This window comes from Ovoidimarina sediminis, assembly GCF_032586175.1.
In the GTDB taxonomy this organism is placed as follows: domain Bacteria; phylum Pseudomonadota; class Alphaproteobacteria; order Rhodobacterales; family Rhodobacteraceae; genus Ovoidimarina; species Ovoidimarina sediminis.
On record NZ_JAWHTE010000003.1, the window covers coordinates 180,311 to 195,595 of the forward strand.

General features: G+C 66.5%; 15 protein-coding genes. 11 read left to right on the forward strand and 4 right to left on the reverse strand.

The window, feature by feature from the left end:
* The first annotated feature begins 121 nt into the window (after positions 1 to 121).
* The 10 genes from RXV90_RS05435 to RXV90_RS05480 all read left to right on the forward strand — a co-directional run bounded on the left by RXV90_RS05435 (position 122) and on the right by RXV90_RS05480 (position 9,787).
* A complete protein-coding gene (locus tag RXV90_RS05435) occupies positions 122 to 1,036 on the forward strand; it encodes a transferrin-binding protein-like solute binding protein (RefSeq protein WP_316647401.1) in 915 nt (304 codons plus the stop codon).
* A gap of 121 nt (positions 1,037 to 1,157) precedes the next feature.
* Positions 1,158 to 2,783 (forward strand): magnesium-protoporphyrin IX monomethyl ester anaerobic oxidative cyclase, encoded by a 1,626-nt coding sequence (gene bchE, locus RXV90_RS05440; protein WP_316647402.1) that lies wholly within the window; start codon positions 1,158 to 1,160, stop codon positions 2,781 to 2,783.
* Positions 2,776 to 3,378 carry a bacteriochlorophyll 4-vinyl reductase gene (gene bchJ, locus RXV90_RS05445; RefSeq protein WP_316647403.1) on the forward strand — a complete coding sequence of 201 codons (603 nt, stop codon included), beginning with the start codon at positions 2,776 to 2,778 and terminating at the stop codon, positions 3,376 to 3,378. The genes bchE and bchJ overlap by 8 nt, the downstream gene beginning before the upstream one ends.
* A 56-nt stretch (positions 3,379 to 3,434) precedes the next feature.
* Positions 3,435 to 4,541, forward strand: a complete 1,107-nt coding sequence (locus RXV90_RS05450; protein ID WP_316647404.1) for a carbohydrate ABC transporter permease — start codon at positions 3,435 to 3,437, stop codon at positions 4,539 to 4,541.
* Between the two features lie 9 nt (positions 4,542 to 4,550).
* Entirely contained in the window at positions 4,551 to 5,474 is a 924-nt protein-coding gene (locus RXV90_RS05455; RefSeq protein ID WP_316647405.1) for a carbohydrate ABC transporter permease, read from the forward strand.
* Positions 5,475 to 6,233, forward strand: coding sequence for an SDR family oxidoreductase (locus RXV90_RS05460; RefSeq protein ID WP_316647406.1), 759 nt, complete (start codon positions 5,475 to 5,477; stop codon positions 6,231 to 6,233).
* 659 nt (positions 6,234 to 6,892) lie between these two features.
* Positions 6,893 to 8,113: a tryptophan synthase subunit beta gene (trpB, locus tag RXV90_RS05465; RefSeq protein ID WP_316647602.1), complete on the forward strand. Its 1,221-nt coding sequence runs from the start codon at positions 6,893 to 6,895 to the stop codon at positions 8,111 to 8,113.
* A 136-nt stretch (positions 8,114 to 8,249) separates the two neighbouring features.
* A complete protein-coding gene (locus RXV90_RS05470) occupies positions 8,250 to 8,759 on the forward strand; it encodes a hypothetical protein (RefSeq protein ID WP_316647407.1) in 510 nt (169 codons plus the stop codon).
* 101 nt (positions 8,760 to 8,860) lie between these two features.
* Positions 8,861 to 9,283: a hypothetical protein gene (locus RXV90_RS05475; RefSeq protein WP_316647409.1), complete on the forward strand. Its 423-nt coding sequence runs from the start codon at positions 8,861 to 8,863 to the stop codon at positions 9,281 to 9,283.
* A 27-nt stretch (positions 9,284 to 9,310) separates the two neighbouring features.
* On the forward strand, positions 9,311 to 9,787 hold the full coding sequence (locus RXV90_RS05480) for a helix-turn-helix transcriptional regulator (protein WP_316647411.1): 477 nt from the start codon (positions 9,311 to 9,313) through the stop codon (positions 9,785 to 9,787).
* Here RXV90_RS05480 and RXV90_RS05485 read toward each other — a convergent pair.
* The 4 genes from RXV90_RS05485 to RXV90_RS05500 all read right to left on the reverse strand — a co-directional run bounded on the left by RXV90_RS05485 (position 9,784) and on the right by RXV90_RS05500 (position 12,491).
* Positions 9,784 to 10,167 carry a DUF2237 family protein gene (locus RXV90_RS05485; RefSeq protein WP_316647412.1) on the reverse strand — a complete coding sequence of 128 codons (384 nt, stop codon included), beginning with the start codon at positions 10,165 to 10,167 and terminating at the stop codon, positions 9,784 to 9,786. The two genes, RXV90_RS05480 and RXV90_RS05485, sit on opposite strands and share 4 nt — an antisense overlap.
* Complete coding sequence (locus RXV90_RS05490) at positions 10,164 to 11,204, reverse strand: DUF2332 domain-containing protein (protein WP_316647413.1); 1,041 nt, start codon at positions 11,202 to 11,204, stop codon at positions 10,164 to 10,166. Before RXV90_RS05490 ends, RXV90_RS05485 begins: the two co-directional genes overlap by 4 nt.
* Positions 11,201 to 11,914 carry an aminoacyl-tRNA hydrolase gene (gene pth / locus RXV90_RS05495; protein ID WP_316647415.1) on the reverse strand — a complete coding sequence of 238 codons (714 nt, stop codon included), beginning with the start codon at positions 11,912 to 11,914 and terminating at the stop codon, positions 11,201 to 11,203. Before pth ends, RXV90_RS05490 begins: the two co-directional genes overlap by 4 nt.
* Before the next feature lie 142 nt (positions 11,915 to 12,056).
* Positions 12,057 to 12,491, reverse strand: coding sequence for a DUF1489 family protein (locus RXV90_RS05500; protein WP_316647416.1), 435 nt, complete (start codon positions 12,489 to 12,491; stop codon positions 12,057 to 12,059).
* A gap of 118 nt (positions 12,492 to 12,609) precedes the next feature.
* Between RXV90_RS05500 and RXV90_RS05505 the strand changes: the two genes are divergently transcribed.
* On the forward strand, positions 12,610 to 15,165 hold the full coding sequence (locus RXV90_RS05505; RefSeq protein WP_316647417.1) for an adenosylcobalamin-dependent ribonucleoside-diphosphate reductase: 2,556 nt from the start codon (positions 12,610 to 12,612) through the stop codon (positions 15,163 to 15,165).
* Positions 15,166 to 15,285 lie beyond the last annotated feature (120 nt).

Below are 15,285 nucleotides of genomic sequence, written 5' to 3' on the forward strand. Positions count from 1 at the left end.
GTGTTTGGGGGGGGCAACTGCAAAGGGGAATTGGGGCGGCCCGGATCTGACGATCCGCAGGATACCGCGCCAGCCCCGGATCGGGCCGCCGCAGCCGTAAGAAATCAGAAGGAGTGGCTCGATGGTCGTCACGCGCAGCTTATGTCTACTCACCGCGATTGCCCTTACGGGATGCGGTGGCACGAACTCGGTGTTCTTCCGGGGCGGATACATGCCGTTCCAAAGCTGGTCCGCCGTTCCGGCCAACGCGCAGGTCGAGCTTGAGGGCTCCGCCGTCGCCGCCGACACCACCCAGGCGCTGAACAACAACACGAACGCCAAGGACGGCAACGACGACGGCCCGATCACGGCCGCCGGCACGACGGGGCCACAGCCGGTCACCGCCCAGCTGCGGATCGAAAGCGGCGCACTCACCTCCATGGAATTCACGACCGGGGGGACGACGGCCGGTGTCTCCACCGCCGACGGCACGATCACCGCCACCGACCCCATCGTGGCGCAAACGACGGCAACGGCGGATCGCACGCGCATTCGCACCGCGAACCCCTACAATAACGGGTTCGAATACCAGAATTACGGCGCCTGGGTCACCGGGCTCAACTCCGGCAGCGGAACGATCGGCGCGGGCACCACCGGCGTCAAGACGACGACGACCCAGACGGCCGACGGAACCTACATGGGCAACTCCCTGGGCATCGCGGTCGACAAGACAACGGGCGAGCTTTGGGAAACCCAGTCCACCGTCGCGGTGACGACATCGCAGAACTTCACCAAGGCCGAGATTTCCAGCAGCGGCACGTCGGGCGAGCGCCTGAACGCCGCGGCCGGTCTCGCGCCGCTCGGCGATCTCGATTTCTCCAGCACCGCACCGGCCGATATCGCCAACAACGGCTTCATCGCGACGATCGACGGCACCGAGGTTTCGGGCACATCCCAAGGCACCTTCTACGGCCAGTTCGCGCCCGAGGTCGGCGGAACCTTCGATTCCAGCACCGCGAACTGGAACTACATCGGCTCCTACGGCGCCGTGAAATAGGCCTACAGGATTGTGTGGGGGTCCCGGGGGGCGGGTCGCACCGCCCCCTGCGACATTGATCTATGTCAATGCAAGCAGACACTCATCTGTCAATTTAACTTGACAGATTGGGAGGTCTGACATGCGCATTCTCTTCGTCCACCCCAATTATCGGTCCGGCGGTGCCGAAATCGCGGGCACATGGCCCCCGGCCTGGGTCGCCTATCTCACCGGCCACCTGCGGCAGTCGGGCTTCGACGACGTCCATTTCATCGACGCGATGACCGATGACATCTCCGACGAAGATCTCGCCGCCCGCATGGCCGATCTGAAGCCCGACGTCGTGGGCGTCACCGCCATCACCCCGTCGATCTACCGCGCCGAAGAGGTGCTGAAACTCGCCCGCGATACCGTGCCGGGTGCGGTCCGCGTCCTGGGCGGCGTCCACGCCACCTTCATGTTCAAACAGGTTCTCTCCGAAGCCCCCTGGGTCGATGTCATCGTGCGCGGCGAAGGGGAAGAGATCTGCACCGAACTGATGCTCGCCATCGAAGACGGCCGCTGGCCCGCCGACCGCCACAGGATCCGCGGCCTCGCCTTCCTCGACGGGGGCGAGATCGTGGCCACCCCCGCCGCCTCCACCGTCAAGGATCTTTCGAAGATCAAACCCGACTGGGCGATCCTCGACTGGTCGAAATACATCTACCTGCCCCTGAACACCCGCGTCGCGATCCCGAACCTCGCCCGCGGCTGCCCCTTCACCTGCTCCTTCTGCTCGCAATGGAAGTTCTGGCGCGATTACCGGGTGCGCGAGCCGAAAGACGTCGTCGACGAGATCGAGGATCTGGTGGAAAACCACGGCGTCGGCTTCTTCATCCTCGCCGACGAGGAACCCACTATCAACAAGAAGAAATTCGTCGCCTTCTGCGAGGAGCTGATCGCCCGCGACCTGCCGCGCCGCGTGAAATGGGGCATCAACACCCGCGTGACCGATATCTACCGCGACAAGGATCTGCTGAAATTCTACCGCAAGGCGGGGCTCGTCCATGTCTCCCTCGGCACCGAGGCCGCGGCCCAGATGAAGCTCGACATCTTCAACAAGGAAACCAAGGTCGAGGAAAACAAGACGGCGATCCGCCTTCTGCGTGAGGCCGATATCCTCGTCGAGGCCCAGTTCATCGTCGGGCTCGACAACGAAACGCCCGAGACGCTCGAAGAAACCTACCGCATGGCCTGGGACTGGCAGCCCGATCTCGCCAACTGGTCGATGTACACGCCCTGGCCCTTCACGCCGCTCTTCCAGGAACTCAAGGATCAGGTCGAGATCTACGATTTCTCGAAATACAACTTCGTCACCCCGATCATGAAACCCGCGGCGATGGAACGCGGCGAACTCCTCGACGGCGTGATGAACAACTACCGCCGCTTCTATTCGCGAAAGGCGCTCTTCCATTACCCCTGGCGCGGCACGGGCTTCCGCCGCCGCTACCTTCTGGGCTGCCTCTACGCCTTCCTCCGCGCGGGCGTCCGGCGCAGCTTCTACGATCTCGGCAAGGCCGGGTATTGGGGCCCCCAGACGAAAGGTACGGTCGATTTCCACTTCGACGAAACCCGCACGATCGCCGAAGCCCAGCTTGACGACTGGGAGGCCTCGGCCGACCGCGCCGCAAAGGCCGCCGAACGCCGCGAGGCGGTGCGCGCCCAGATGAAAGAGCGCGCGGCGGCCCGCGCCTGCGGCGGCGGCGATCAGCAGATGGAGGATGCCTGAGGATGGCCGCACCGCAACCGGCGCGCTGATCGGCCCGAACGCCATTCTTCAGATGATCCCGGTGATCGAGGCGCTGGGCGGCACCGAACGGGTCGTCGCGATGATGACCCGCGCGGGGCTTTTCTCCGTGCCCGACGGGCGCATGATGATCCCCGAAGGCGACGCCGCCCGCCTGCACCGCCAGCTTCGCATCGAAGAACCCGACCTCGCGCCCCGCATGGCGACCGAGGCGGGCTACCGCACCGCCGATTACATCCTCGCCCACCGCATCCCGGCCCCGGCGCGGATGCTGCTGAAATGCCTGCCCCCCGGCCCCTCGGCCCGGGCGCTCAGCCACGCCATCGCCCGCCACGCCTGGACCTTCGCGGGCTCGGGCCGGTTCACCGTGCTCTCGCCCTGGTCCTTCGAGATCGCGAACAACCCGATCATCCGGGGCGAGGCCAGCGCGGGTTGCCTCTGCGACTGGCATTCGGGCGTCTTCGCCCGGCTCTACGCCGTCCTCGTCCACCCCGATGCGATGTGCCGCGAGGTCGATTGCGGCGCGCTGGGGCCAGGCCATGCCTGCCGGTTCGAGCTGTCGGTGCCGTCCCGCTGACGCACTGAGTGCGAAAACCTCTTCCCCGCCGGCGCAGAGCTACCTAACATGCTAGCATGACTGGTGAGGGCGATCTTCTGCACGTCGTGACATCCGACGAAATCACCCCGGCGCGCCGTGCGCTGGGCAAGACGCTGATATGGGGCTCCTTCGGCGTGATGGTCGCGGCCTTCCTGATCCTCGGGCTGGCCGAGACGGGCCGCATCGCGATGGAGGTTCAGAACTGGCGGCCCGCGCTCTACGCCTATCTCTTCTGGGCCACCTGCCTCTGCATCGCGCAGGTGGTGCTTTACGGCGAGAAGGGCAAGCGCACCCTCTTCATCCTGCCCGCCACGCTCTTCGTCGTGGCCATGGTGATCTTCCCGCTGATCTTCGCCCTCGGCATCGCATTCTCCGACTGGAACCTCTCAAGCCCCGATGGCCGCAAGTTCAACGGGCTCGACAACATCCGCCAGATGTGGGGCGATCCGTTCTACTGGAACGCCCTGAAAAACATGGTCTATTACACGCTGGCGATCCTCGTGGAATATGCCATCGCCTTCGGCCTCGCCCTGATCCTCGCCAGCCAGATCAAGGCGCGCAAGTTCTTCCGCGTGGCCTTCCTCATGCCCCTGATGCTCTCGCCCGTCGCGGTCAGCTGGATGGTCGGCAAGTCGATGATGGAAATCCGCTTCGGCCCCCTCGCCCGCCTCGCCCGCTGGCTTGGATGGGACCGGCCCTCGTTCTTCGGCGATCCCGAAATGGCCCGCGCCATGATCATGATGATGGATGCCTGGACCTATATTCCCTTCATGATGATCATGCTTCTGGCGGGCCTGCAGGCGATCCCGAAGGATGTGCAGGAGGCCGCCCGCGTCGACGGTGCCTCGGGCTGGCGCGGGTTCTGGGAAGTCACCTTTCCCCTGATGCTCCCGGTCTCGATCACCGCGATCCTCATTCGCATCATCTTCAAGCTGAAGCTCGCGGATATCATCATCAACGTCACCTCCGGCGGCCCCGGCGGCGCGACCGACAGCGTCACAAGCTTCATCTTCCGCGAATACCGCGACCGTTCGAACGTGGGCTACGGCACGCTTCTGGCGATCGTCTATCTCGTCCTCATCGTCGTCGCGATCACCGTGTTCATGAAGCTGGTGGATCGCTGGATGAACCCGAAATACTAGGCCGCAGCCATGGCAGACAGCACCCAGATCTTCCACGATCACCCCGATGACCGGCCGCCCCCCGTGAAATGGTGGGCCTCGCGCATCGCGATCTACGGCATCCTGATCTTCTGGACGGTCGTGTGCCTCTTCCCGATCTACTGGACGATCACGACAAGCTTCAAGATGGCCCCGAACGTGATGCAGGGCCACATGATCCCCTTCGTGGATTTCCAGCCGAACTGGCGCGGCTGGGAAAGCCTCGGGCTGTCGCCCCGCCTGATCGGCCAGGAATCCACGGTGCGGGAGGAGTTTCTCCTGCGCTTCATGAATTCCGCCATCACCGCGCTCTCGGCCTCGGCGCTTGCGGTTGCGCTGGGCTCGATGGCGGCCTACGGGCTCTCGCGCTTCCGCTACCGCTTCGGCTTCATGCGGAACCCCGATATCTCGTTCTTCTTCCTCAGCCAGCTGATCCTGCCGCCGGTGGTGCTCGCCCTGCCCTTCCTCGTCCTCTACCGGGAACTGGCGCTGCTCGACACGCGGATCGGGCTGATCCTGCTCTACGCGCTCACCGTCCTGCCCATCGTCATCTGGATCATGCGGGATCAGTTCCTGTCGATCCCCGTCGAACTCGAAGAGGCCGCGCTGGTCGACGGCCTGTCGATCTGGGGCGCGTTCCTGACGATCGTCCTGCCCATCGCGCTGCCCGGCATGGTCGCGGCCTTCATCCTCTGCCTCGTGCTGACGTGGAACGAATATTTCTTCGCCGCGCTTCTGACCGCAAGCGACGCCAAGACGCTGCCCGTGATGGTCGCCAGCCAGACCGGCAGCCAGGGCATCAACTGGTGGTCGATGGCCGCGCTGTCGGCGGCGGCGATCCTGCCGCTGATCGTCGTGGGCGTCCTGCTCGAACGCTACATCATCAAGGGCATGGCCGCCGGCGCGGTGAAATAGATGGCCCAGAGGGTTCTGATCACGGCAGGGGCCAGCGGGATCGGCCTCGCCATGGCCCGCGCCTTCGAGGCGGCGGGGGCGGAGGTCTGGATCGCCGATGCCGATGCCGCCGCCCTCGGCGCGGTCAGCGACCTGCGCGGCTCCCACGTCGATGTGTCGGACGAGGATCAGGTCGCCGCCCTCTTCGCGGCGATTGCCGAGATCTGGGGCGGGCTCGACGTGCTTTGCGCCAACGCGGGCACCGCCGGCCCCACCGCGCTGATCGAGGATCAGCCGCTCGACGGCTGGAACGCCTGCCTCGGCGTGACGCTGGGCGGCGCGTTCCTCTCGGCGAAATACGCCGCGCCGATGATGAAGGCGGCCGGCGCGGGCGCGATGATCTTCACCTCGTCGACCGCCGGGCAATACGGCTTCCCGAACCGCGCGCCCTATGCGGCGGCGAAATGGGGGGTGAACGGGCTGATGAAGACGGTGGCGATGGAACTCGGGCCCTACGGCATCCGCGCGAATGCGATCTGCCCCGGCCCGGTCGAGGGGCCCCGGATGGACGGCGTGATCGACCGCGAGGCGGCGGCCAAGGGCGTCAGCCCCGAGGCGATCCGCGCGGGCTATGTCGCGGGCAGCTCGATGCGCAGTTTCGTGACGGGGGCGGATGTGGCGGCAATGGCCGTCTTCCTCGCCTCCCCCGCCGCGCGGCTCGTATCGGGCCAGATCATCGCGGTCGACGGGCACACGGAGAACCCCGACCCCAAACCCTGAAGCGCGAAGCCGCCCCGTCGACCCCTCGCAATTAGCCGGGCCAGGGCATGCCCGTGGGCTGGCGCCCCCACCCTCCGAACCGCGCGCTTTATCCCGCAACCCCGCACGCCCCAGAGCGGCAAAACCACCGCGCAAGAAGCGCCTGCCCGCCGGAACGGGCATGCGCCGGCCCGGCGGCCCTGCGGGCCTTGTTCCGGGCCGGTCACCGCCCCGTCGACCCCTCGCGCGAAGCCGGGCCAGGGCATGCCCGTGGGCAGGCGCGCCCGGCCTCCGAGCGGCGCGCTTTATCCCGCAACCCCGAAAGACCCAAAGCGGCAAAACCACCGCGCAAGAAGCGCCTGCCCGCCCGGACGGGCATGCGCTGGCCCGGCGGCCCTGCGGGCCTTGTTCCGGGCCGGTCCCCCCCAAACTGATAGCGACTCGCTACCATCTCCCCGGATGATAGCGACTCGCTATCACTTCCCGGCACCGTCCGCCCCGTTAACCGCAAAATCGGCGTACCGCCTGTGTACGCCCTGTGTACGCGCAGTGTACGCCCTGTGCGCCCCAACCCGCCGGACCCGCCGAAATCCTGCCCCACCGCGCGCCCCGGTCATCTTTACCCCTGCCCGGGAAGACGCTACACCCCGGCGGATGTGCGTGGGAGGACCCATCCGATGATGCCCGAAGACCTGATCAACTCCTTCATGACCGGCCCCGACGAAAAGGGCCGGTTCGGCGATTTCGGCGGCCGTTTCGTCTCCGAAACCCTGATGCCCCTGATCCTCGATCTCGAGGCGGAATACGAAAAGGCCAAGACCGATCAGTCGTTCTGGGACGAGATGGAGTTTCTCTGGAAACACTATGTCGGCCGCCCCTCGCCGCTTTACTTCGCCGAGCGGCTGACCGAACGGCTGGGCGGCGCGAAAATCTACATGAAGCGCGACGAGCTCAACCACACCGGCGCGCACAAGATCAACAACGTGCTCGGCCAGATCATCCTCGCCCGCCGCATGGGCAAGACCCGGATCATCGCCGAAACCGGGGCTGGCCAGCACGGCGTCGCCACGGCCACGGCCTGCGCGAAATTCGGTTTGAAATGCGTGGTTTACATGGGCGCGCACGATGTCGAACGCCAGCAGCCCAACGTCTTCCGGATGAAGCTTCTGGGGGCCGAGGTCGTGCCCGTCACCTCGGGCCGCGGCACGCTGAAGGATGCGATGAACGACGCGCTGCGCGATTGGGTGACGAATGTGCGCGACACGTTCTATTGCATCGGCACGGTGGCGGGGCCGCACCCCTACCCGGCCATGGTTCGCGATTTCCAGTCGATCATCGGCAAGGAAGCGAAGGAACAGATGCGCGAGGCCGAAGGCCGGCTGCCCGACACGATCATCGCCGCGATCGGCGGCGGTTCGAACGCGATGGGGCTGTTCTACCCCTTCCTCGACGACACCGACGTGCGGATCATCGGCGTCGAGGCGGGCGGCAAGGGCGTGAACGAGAAGATGGAACATTGCGCCTCGCTCACCGGCGGGCGGCCCGGCGTGCTCCACGGTAACCGGACGTATCTTCTTCAGGACGACGATGGCCAGATCCTCGAGGGATTCTCGATCTCCGCCGGTCTCGACTACCCCGGCATCGGCCCCGAACACGCCTGGCTGCACGACATCGGGCGCGCCGAATACGTGGCCATCACGGACAGGGAGGCGCTGGAGGCGTTCCGGCTGTCCTGCGAAACGGAAGGCATCATTCCCGCCCTCGAACCGTCGCATGCGCTGGCCCATGTGGCGAAAATCGCGCCGGATCTTCCGGCCGATCACATCATCTGCATGAACATGTGCGGCCGCGGCGATAAGGATATCTTTACCGTCGCCCGCGCCCTGGGCGTGGAAATCTAAGGCATAAACTCAGGTTTATGGCCGCAAACCAACGGCTTAACCGCGCCGAATAAACCCGGTGCGGATAGCGCGTGCGCCGCGGTGTCTGGCAATTTGGGGTCAGTGGATATCACTGATCTGAAAGGACCGATCACCCATGAGACCCTCACGCACCCTCGCCACGGCAGCCGCCCTCTGGGGCACCACCGCCCTCGTCGCCGGCGCCGCCTCGACCGACGAGATCGTCGACGCCGTCCGCGCCGATCTGGAAGCCACCTACGGCCTGTCGCAATTCACCGAAATCAAGGTGTCCATCGGCAAGAACCGCGTGCGGGTCGAGGCCGAGGGCGACACCCTCGAAGTCGAACGCTCCTACGCGCTGGACGAAAACGGCCTCGGCGCCGTCACCCGCTCGGAAGAGGAGTTCCGAAACGAAGACGACGATCTCGACGACGACGACGACGACGATGACGATGACGATGATGATGATGATGATGATGATGATGATGATGATCACGGCGACGATCATGACGACGACGATGACGACGACGATCGCGATGATGACGACGACGACGATCGCGACGATGACAAGGGCGGCGACCGCGATGATGACGATGATGACCGCGACGACGACAAGGACGATGACCGCGACAGCGACGACGACTGATCGCCGCAACGGGCTGGCCCTCGGGCCGCCGGTGATCGTATGAGTATCGGGCACCCGGAGCGTTGTGTTCCGGGTGCTCCCGTGCGTTTGGGGGTACCGAGATGAACCGCAGACAGGCCCTGTCCCTTCTTCTGGCCGCCACCGCCCTGCCGTCGGCCGCGCTGGCGCAATCCTCGGTCGCGGACAGTGTCGTCCGCCAGCTTCAGGAACTCGGCTATACCCGCATCACCTCGGCCCGCACCCTTCTGGGCCGCGTGCGGATCGTGGCCCGCAACCAGCGCGGGCGGCGCGAGATCGTGATAAATCCGCGCAATGGACTGATATTACGTGATTATTTCTACCCCTCGAACGGCGGCGACGACGACAATCAGCGCCTTCTGAAAGACGGCGACGGGGATTGGGACGACGGCGACGATTACGATGACGATTACGACGATCGCGACGACGACCGGGATGATCGCGACGACAGGGATGACCGCGACGACAACTCCGGCAGCGGCGGGGGCAGCGACGACGATGACTGACGGCCCCCGCGGCGGAGGCAGCCGGTAATGCGGCGGCACTGGCTTATCCTGCTCATCGCGGTTCAGGCGCTCTGCGCCGCGATCTTCGTGTGGGAAATCCTCGCCTCCGTCCTCGGCCTCGTCTCGGCCCCGATCAGCTGGCAGATCCTCGAACTGATCGAGATCGGCGCGGCCATCGGCCTGATCCTCGGCGTCGTGCTCGGCGCTCTGGCCCTGCGCAGCGCCACCTTGCGCAGCGAACGCGCGGAAGAGGCGCTGCGCGTGGCCTCGGGCGCCTTCATGGAGGTTCTCGAAGAACGCTTCGACGACTGGGGGCTCACACCGGCCGAACGCGACGTGGCGCTTTTCGCCATCAAGGGCATGTCGACCCAGGAAATCGCCGCACTCCGGGAAACCAGCGAAGGCACCGTGAAGGCGCAAACCAACGCGATCTACCGCAAGGCCGGAGTCTCGGGCCGGCCCCAGCTTCTCAGCCTCTTCATCGACGATCTGATGGCGAACTAGCCTTCGCCCGCATCCCGCGCATGGCGCTTCAGAATCTCGATCGGCACGATCTCCAGGGCCTTCCTGTGGGTCGCCGCCAGCCGGATCTCGGGGCCCACGCCCTCGTCGGCGGCCTGCAGGAACCGCCCGGCGCAGAGGCACCACTGATCCCCCGGGTTCAGCCCCGGAAACCCGTATTCGGGCCGCGGCGTCGACAGGTCGTTGCCCACGTATTTCGAAAAGGCCAGGAATTCCGCCGTCATCACCGCGCAGACAGTGTGAGAGCCGCGATCCTCGGCACAGGTGTTGCAGGCCCCGTCGCGGAAAAACCCCGTCAGCGGCTCGCGCGAACAGCTTTCCAGAGGCTCGCCCAGAACATTCAGCGATGCATCCGGTGTCATCGGATCTGTCCCCCGTCGTCTGACCAGCGCACCCAGCGGCCATGGTAATCCGCCAGGCCCAGGTCGATCCTGCGCCCATCGGGCCAAAGCTGCAAGCTCAGCGCCGCGCCGCCCGTCCCCGCCTCCATCGCGAAACGCGCGAGCGGGGCCTCTTCGGTGGCCCGCGCCCCGGCTTCGGCGATCAGCGCATCGCCCCGCGCGCGCGCGTCGGCGGGCAGGTATTGCCAGGCGATGGTGTGAAACAACAGGTGCAGCGCGCCGGGCACCGGGGCGAGCCCGGGGCCGGCCAGCCAATCGGCAGCGTCCTGCGCCACGATCTCCGCCGGGATGCGGCGCGCAAGCGCGATGGCGGCCGAGGTGCGTGCGATCCGGTCGGGCTGGTCGGGCCAGAGATAGGCCAGAAGCCGCGCGCCCTCGCGCTCGGGGTCGATCGGCGCGATGTCGATCCCGGTGCGCGCGACAACCTCCACCGGCGCGCGCCGGGGCGTCGGCCCGCTCCAGTCCGGGGCAAGCCGCACGGGCGCATCGGCGGGGCCATAGCTTTCCCCGCCCGCCTCCAGGTGAAACGCATCGGCGCGCAGGTTCAGCCCCGCCGAGGTGCCGATTTCCGTCAGCCGCACCGGCATCCCGAACCGCGCCGCGGCCAGGTGCAGGGCCGGGATCAGCGCCGCGGCGCGCCGCACCTCGTTCGTCTGCGGCGGCTGGTCGAGCCAGGCCAGAAGATGCGCGCTTTCGCTTTCGAATGCCCGCATCACGGCGGCCCAGAGCATATCGTCATCCGCCTCCTGCGGCGGGTAGACGGCCAGAAGCCCGGGATAGCCCGCGCGCCTGAGCGCATGAAGCCCGCCCGCGATCCGAAGCGGCACGGAATCGCCCAAGGGCGAGGGATCGCCCTCCCAGCCCAGAATCCGGTCGGCCACCGCCGTGCCGGGGGCAAGCCGCGCGGCGAAAAGGCCCATGAGCCTTGCCATGAAGGGCGAATCGAGATCGGCGCAGGCCCCCGCCTGCCGCTTGAACACGGCCCTGAGCGCATTCACCGGAACTTCTCCACCAACCGCTGCAGCGCGGATTTGGGTGCCTCCGGCGGGGCCTCGCGCTGGACCTCGCGCTGGGCCTCGGCCTCCGGCGCGGGGCCAGGATCAGGCGCATCCGCCGCCTTCCGGCCCGTTCCCGACCGGGGCGGGTTCAGCCGAAGCGCCACCGCGTTCATGAACCGCCCCGCATCGCCCTCCGCCAGGGCCGCCGCCCCGTCGGAAATCCCGCGCAGCATGTCATCCAGCCAGTCCTGGTCGGCCTTCGGAAAATCCCTCAGCACATAGCCCGCCACCGCATCCTTGTGGCCGGGATGGCCCACGCCCATCCGCACCCGGGCATAGCCCTCGCCGATATGGCCATGCAGCGATCTGAGCCCGTTATGGCCCGCATGCCCGCCGCCCGATTTCACCTTCAGCTTGCCGGGCGCCAGGTCGATCTCGTCGTGAAAGACGGTGATGTCCCCGGGCGTCAGCTTGAAAAACCGCATCGCCTCGCCCACCGACTGGCCGGAGCGGTTCATGAAGGTCTCGGGCTTCAGAAGCACCACCTTCTCGCGCCCCAGCCGGCCCTCGGCGATCACGCCCTGGAACTTCGCCCGCCAGGGCGAGAACCCGTGATCCCCGGCGATCCGGTCGAGCGCCATGAAGCCGATATTGTGGCGGTTCATCGCGTATTTCGGCCCGGGATTGCCGAGCCCGACGAAGAGTTGCATGGGGCCTCCGAAGCTGTCAGCGCGTCATAGCACCGTCTTCCCCGGGGCGCGACGCCCCCCTTCATGTGGCCGGACATATCCCGGGGTCGTCATCGGAGCGCCATTGCTCCGGGCGACACTGGCGACCGGCAGGGCCCCGCGTTCACCGCACGCCGATATCCGCAAGCGCGGCCAGAAGTTTCGGCGGCAGTTGCGCGCTGTCCGCCGCCCGCGCCCCGGTCAGATCCCGGGGCGCATCCTTCGGCGCAAGATAGCGCCAGCCCTGGAAGGGTCGTTTCGGCATCGCCTCGGTCCGCACCACCTGGGGCTCCAGCACAAGCCCGCAGCGGGTGATGCCGTCGCCCCGGTCCACCTCGTCGAGCCTGAGGATCCGCTGGCGCGCCAGCACCACGCCCTTGAACACCCAGTAAAGCGAGCCGCCGTTCAGGATTTCCTCGGCCCGCTTCGGCCACATCCGCGTGACGTGGCGCGGCAGCCCGTCGGGCCCTTTCGCGCGCGCCGAAGCCTGCCAGTCGGTGAGATCCTTCACCGTCTCGGCCCCCACGCAGAGTTTCAGAAGATTGACGTAGTTATCCACAGAGTCGTCCACATGCCACACCGTATATCGTAGTCCACCAGACGGTGGCTGCAAGTTCTTGTGGGAATCGCGGGCAGCCGCTATCTTTGAGGGCCTTTCAGAACAAAGAGACACCCGCATGACCCGCTTCGCCGCCCCCATTGCCGAGCAAATCTGGGACATGAAGTACCGCCTGAAGGATGCCGAGGGCACGCCCCTCGACGGGACGGTGGAGGATACCTGGCGGCGGATCGCGCGGGCACTGGCCGAAGGCGAAAAAGATCCGAAGGCCTGGGAAGACAGGTTCTACGCGGCGCTTGAGGATTTCCGCTACCTCCCCGCCGGCCGGATCGTGGCGGGGGCGGGCACGAACCGCTCGGTCACCCTCTTCAACTGCTTCGTCATGGGCACGATCCCCGATTCGATGTCGGGCATCTTCGAAGGGCTGAAAGAGGCCGCGCTGACGATGCAGCAGGGCGGCGGCATCGGCTATGATTTCTCGACCATCCGGCCCAAGGGCGCGGATGTGAAGGGCGTGGCCGCCGACGCCTCGGGGCCGCTCTCCTTCATGGATGTCTGGGATGCGATGTGCCGCACGATCATGTCCGCCGGCTCGCGCCGCGGCGCGATGATGGCGACGATGCGCTGCGATCACCCCGATATCGAGGATTTCGTGGCCGCGAAATCCGATCCCGCGCGGCTGCGGAACTTCAACGTCTCGGTCCTCGTCACCGATCCGTTCATGGAAGCGGTGAAGGCCGGCAAGCAATGGGATCTTGTCTTCGAGGGCAAGGTCTACCGCACCATCGACGCCCGCGATCTGTGGAACCGGATCATGCGGGCCACCTATGATTATGCCGAACCGGGCGTGATCTTCATCGACCGGATCAACGCGATGAACAACCTCGCCTATGCCGAGACGATCGCGGCCACCAATCCCTGCGGCGAACAGCCCCTGCCGCCTTACGGCGCCTGCCTTCTGGGCTCGGTCAACCTCGCCCGGCTGGTGACGGCGCCCTTCACCGAAGAGGCCGCGCTGGACGAAGACGCGCTCGACGAGCTTGTCGCCACCGCCGTGCGGATGATGGACAATGTCGTCGACGCCTCGCGCTTCCCCCTGCCCCAGCAGGCGGAGGAGGCGGCGAACAAGAGACGCATCGGGCTTGGCGTCACGGGGCTGGCCGACGCGCTTTTGATGACGGGGCTGCTCTACGGCTCCGACGACGCGGCGGCGCAGACCGGCGCATGGCTGAAACGCATCGCGCGCGCGGCCTACCTCGCCTCGGTCGAGCTTGCGAAGGAAAAGGGGGCCTTCCCGCTGTTCGATGCCGAGAAATTCCTGGCAAGCGGCGCGATGGCGGCGATGGACGAGGACGTGCGCGCCGCGATCGCCGATCACGGCATCCGCAACGCGCTTCTCACCTCGATCGCGCCCACCGGCACGATCAGCCTTTATGCCGGCAACGTCTCTTCCGGGATCGAGCCCGTCTTCGCCTATGCCTATACCCGCAAGGTCCTGCAGAAGGACGGCTCGCGCACCGAGGAGGAGGTCGTCGATTACGCCGTTCAGATGTGGCGCGATCTTCACGGCGACGCGGACCTGCCCGGGTATTTCGTCAACGCCCAGGAACTGACGCCCGCGGAGCATGTGAAGATGCAGGCCGCGGCGCAGGAATGGGTCGACAGCTCGATCTCGAAGACGATCAACTGCCCGGCCGATATCTCCTTCGAGGCGTTCAAGGATGTCTACCTGCAGGCCTATGAGACGGGCTGCAAGGGCTGCACCACCTACCGGCCGAACGCGGTGACCGGTTCGGTGCTGAGCGTGGCCGCCGAGGAAACGCCGAAACCGGCGCCGAAGCCCGACACGATCGCGGGCCGGATCGAGGCCGCCGCGGCCGCCGTGGGGATCACCGACATCCCGACGCTCGCGGCCAATGCCGGGGTCGATCCCGACCGGATCGCCTCCTGGGACGACGGCAAGAAACCCACCAACCGCGACGCCCGCGCGGTGGCCGAGGCGCTGGGCGTCACCCCGCGCTGGCTTCTCTTCGGCGAAGGGGACGGCCCTGCCCTTCATTTTGGCGAAAATACTCATGGCCCGGCATCTGCCGCCCCCGAGGTGGTCTCGCGCAGCGCGGCGGAACCCGCCACGCCCCATGGCGATGTCGTCTGGATCACCGAACCACTCGACCGGCCCCAGGCGCTGGAAGGCCAGACCTACAAGCTCAAATGGCCGGATTCGAACCACGCGATCTATATCACGATCAACGACGTGATCGTGGGCGGCAAGCGGCGGCCCTTCGAGATCTTCATCAATTCGAAGAACATGGAGCATTTCGCCTGGACGGTGGCGCTGACCCGGATGATCTCGGCCGTATTCCGGCGGGGCGGCGACGTGTCCTTCGTGGTGGAGGAGCTGAAGGCGGTGTTCGACCCCCGCGGCGGGGCCTGGATGGAAGGCAAATACGTGCCGTCGATCCTCGCCGCCATTGGCGGGGTCATCGAGCGGCACATGGTGTCGATCGGATTTCTCGAAGGCGAGGGCATGGGGCTCAAATCCGACCCGCGCGCTCAGGTGGTGAACCTGCCCGGCAGCCGCGGCGCCGCCTGCCCGGCCTGCGGCCAGTACGACATGGTGATGATCGAGGGCTGCATGACCTGCCGCTCCTGCGGGCATTCGAAATGCGGCTGAGGGTGGATGCGGCGATCTGAGGGGGCTCTGCCCCCGGTCCGGATCGCGGATCCGGCCCTCCCCCGGGATATTTCCGGCCACATGAAGGGCGGGGCGGCGTTAACCTTACCATAGGGTATC

Bases quoted from the DNA above. Each gene is read 5' to 3' on its own strand.
- bchE (WP_316647402.1), top strand. From the start codon at position 1,158: ATGCGCATTCTCTTCGTCCACCCCAATTATCGGTCCGGCGGTGCCGAA.
- trpB (WP_316647602.1), top strand. From the start codon at position 6,893: ATGCCCGAAGACCTGATCAACTCCTTCATGACCGGCCCCGACGAAAAG.
- pth (WP_316647415.1), bottom strand. From the start codon at position 11,914: ATGCAACTCTTCGTCGGGCTCGGCAATCCCGGGCCGAAATACGCGATG.
- RXV90_RS05460 (WP_316647406.1), top strand. From the start codon at position 5,475: ATGGCCCAGAGGGTTCTGATCACGGCAGGGGCCAGCGGGATCGGCCTC.
- RXV90_RS05475 (WP_316647409.1), top strand. From the start codon at position 8,861: ATGAACCGCAGACAGGCCCTGTCCCTTCTTCTGGCCGCCACCGCCCTG.
- RXV90_RS05470 (WP_316647407.1), top strand. From the start codon at position 8,250: ATGAGACCCTCACGCACCCTCGCCACGGCAGCCGCCCTCTGGGGCACC.
- RXV90_RS05485 (WP_316647412.1), bottom strand. From the start codon at position 10,167: ATGACACCGGATGCATCGCTGAATGTTCTGGGCGAGCCTCTGGAAAGC.
- bchJ (WP_316647403.1), top strand. From the start codon at position 2,776: ATGCCTGAGGATGGCCGCACCGCAACCGGCGCGCTGATCGGCCCGAAC.
- RXV90_RS05450 (WP_316647404.1), top strand. From the start codon at position 3,435: ATGACTGGTGAGGGCGATCTTCTGCACGTCGTGACATCCGACGAAATC.
- RXV90_RS05505 (WP_316647417.1), top strand. From the start codon at position 12,610: ATGACCCGCTTCGCCGCCCCCATTGCCGAGCAAATCTGGGACATGAAG.
- RXV90_RS05455 (WP_316647405.1), top strand. From the start codon at position 4,551: ATGGCAGACAGCACCCAGATCTTCCACGATCACCCCGATGACCGGCCG.
- RXV90_RS05480 (WP_316647411.1), top strand. From the start codon at position 9,311: ATGCGGCGGCACTGGCTTATCCTGCTCATCGCGGTTCAGGCGCTCTGC.
- RXV90_RS05435 (WP_316647401.1), top strand. From the start codon at position 122: ATGGTCGTCACGCGCAGCTTATGTCTACTCACCGCGATTGCCCTTACG.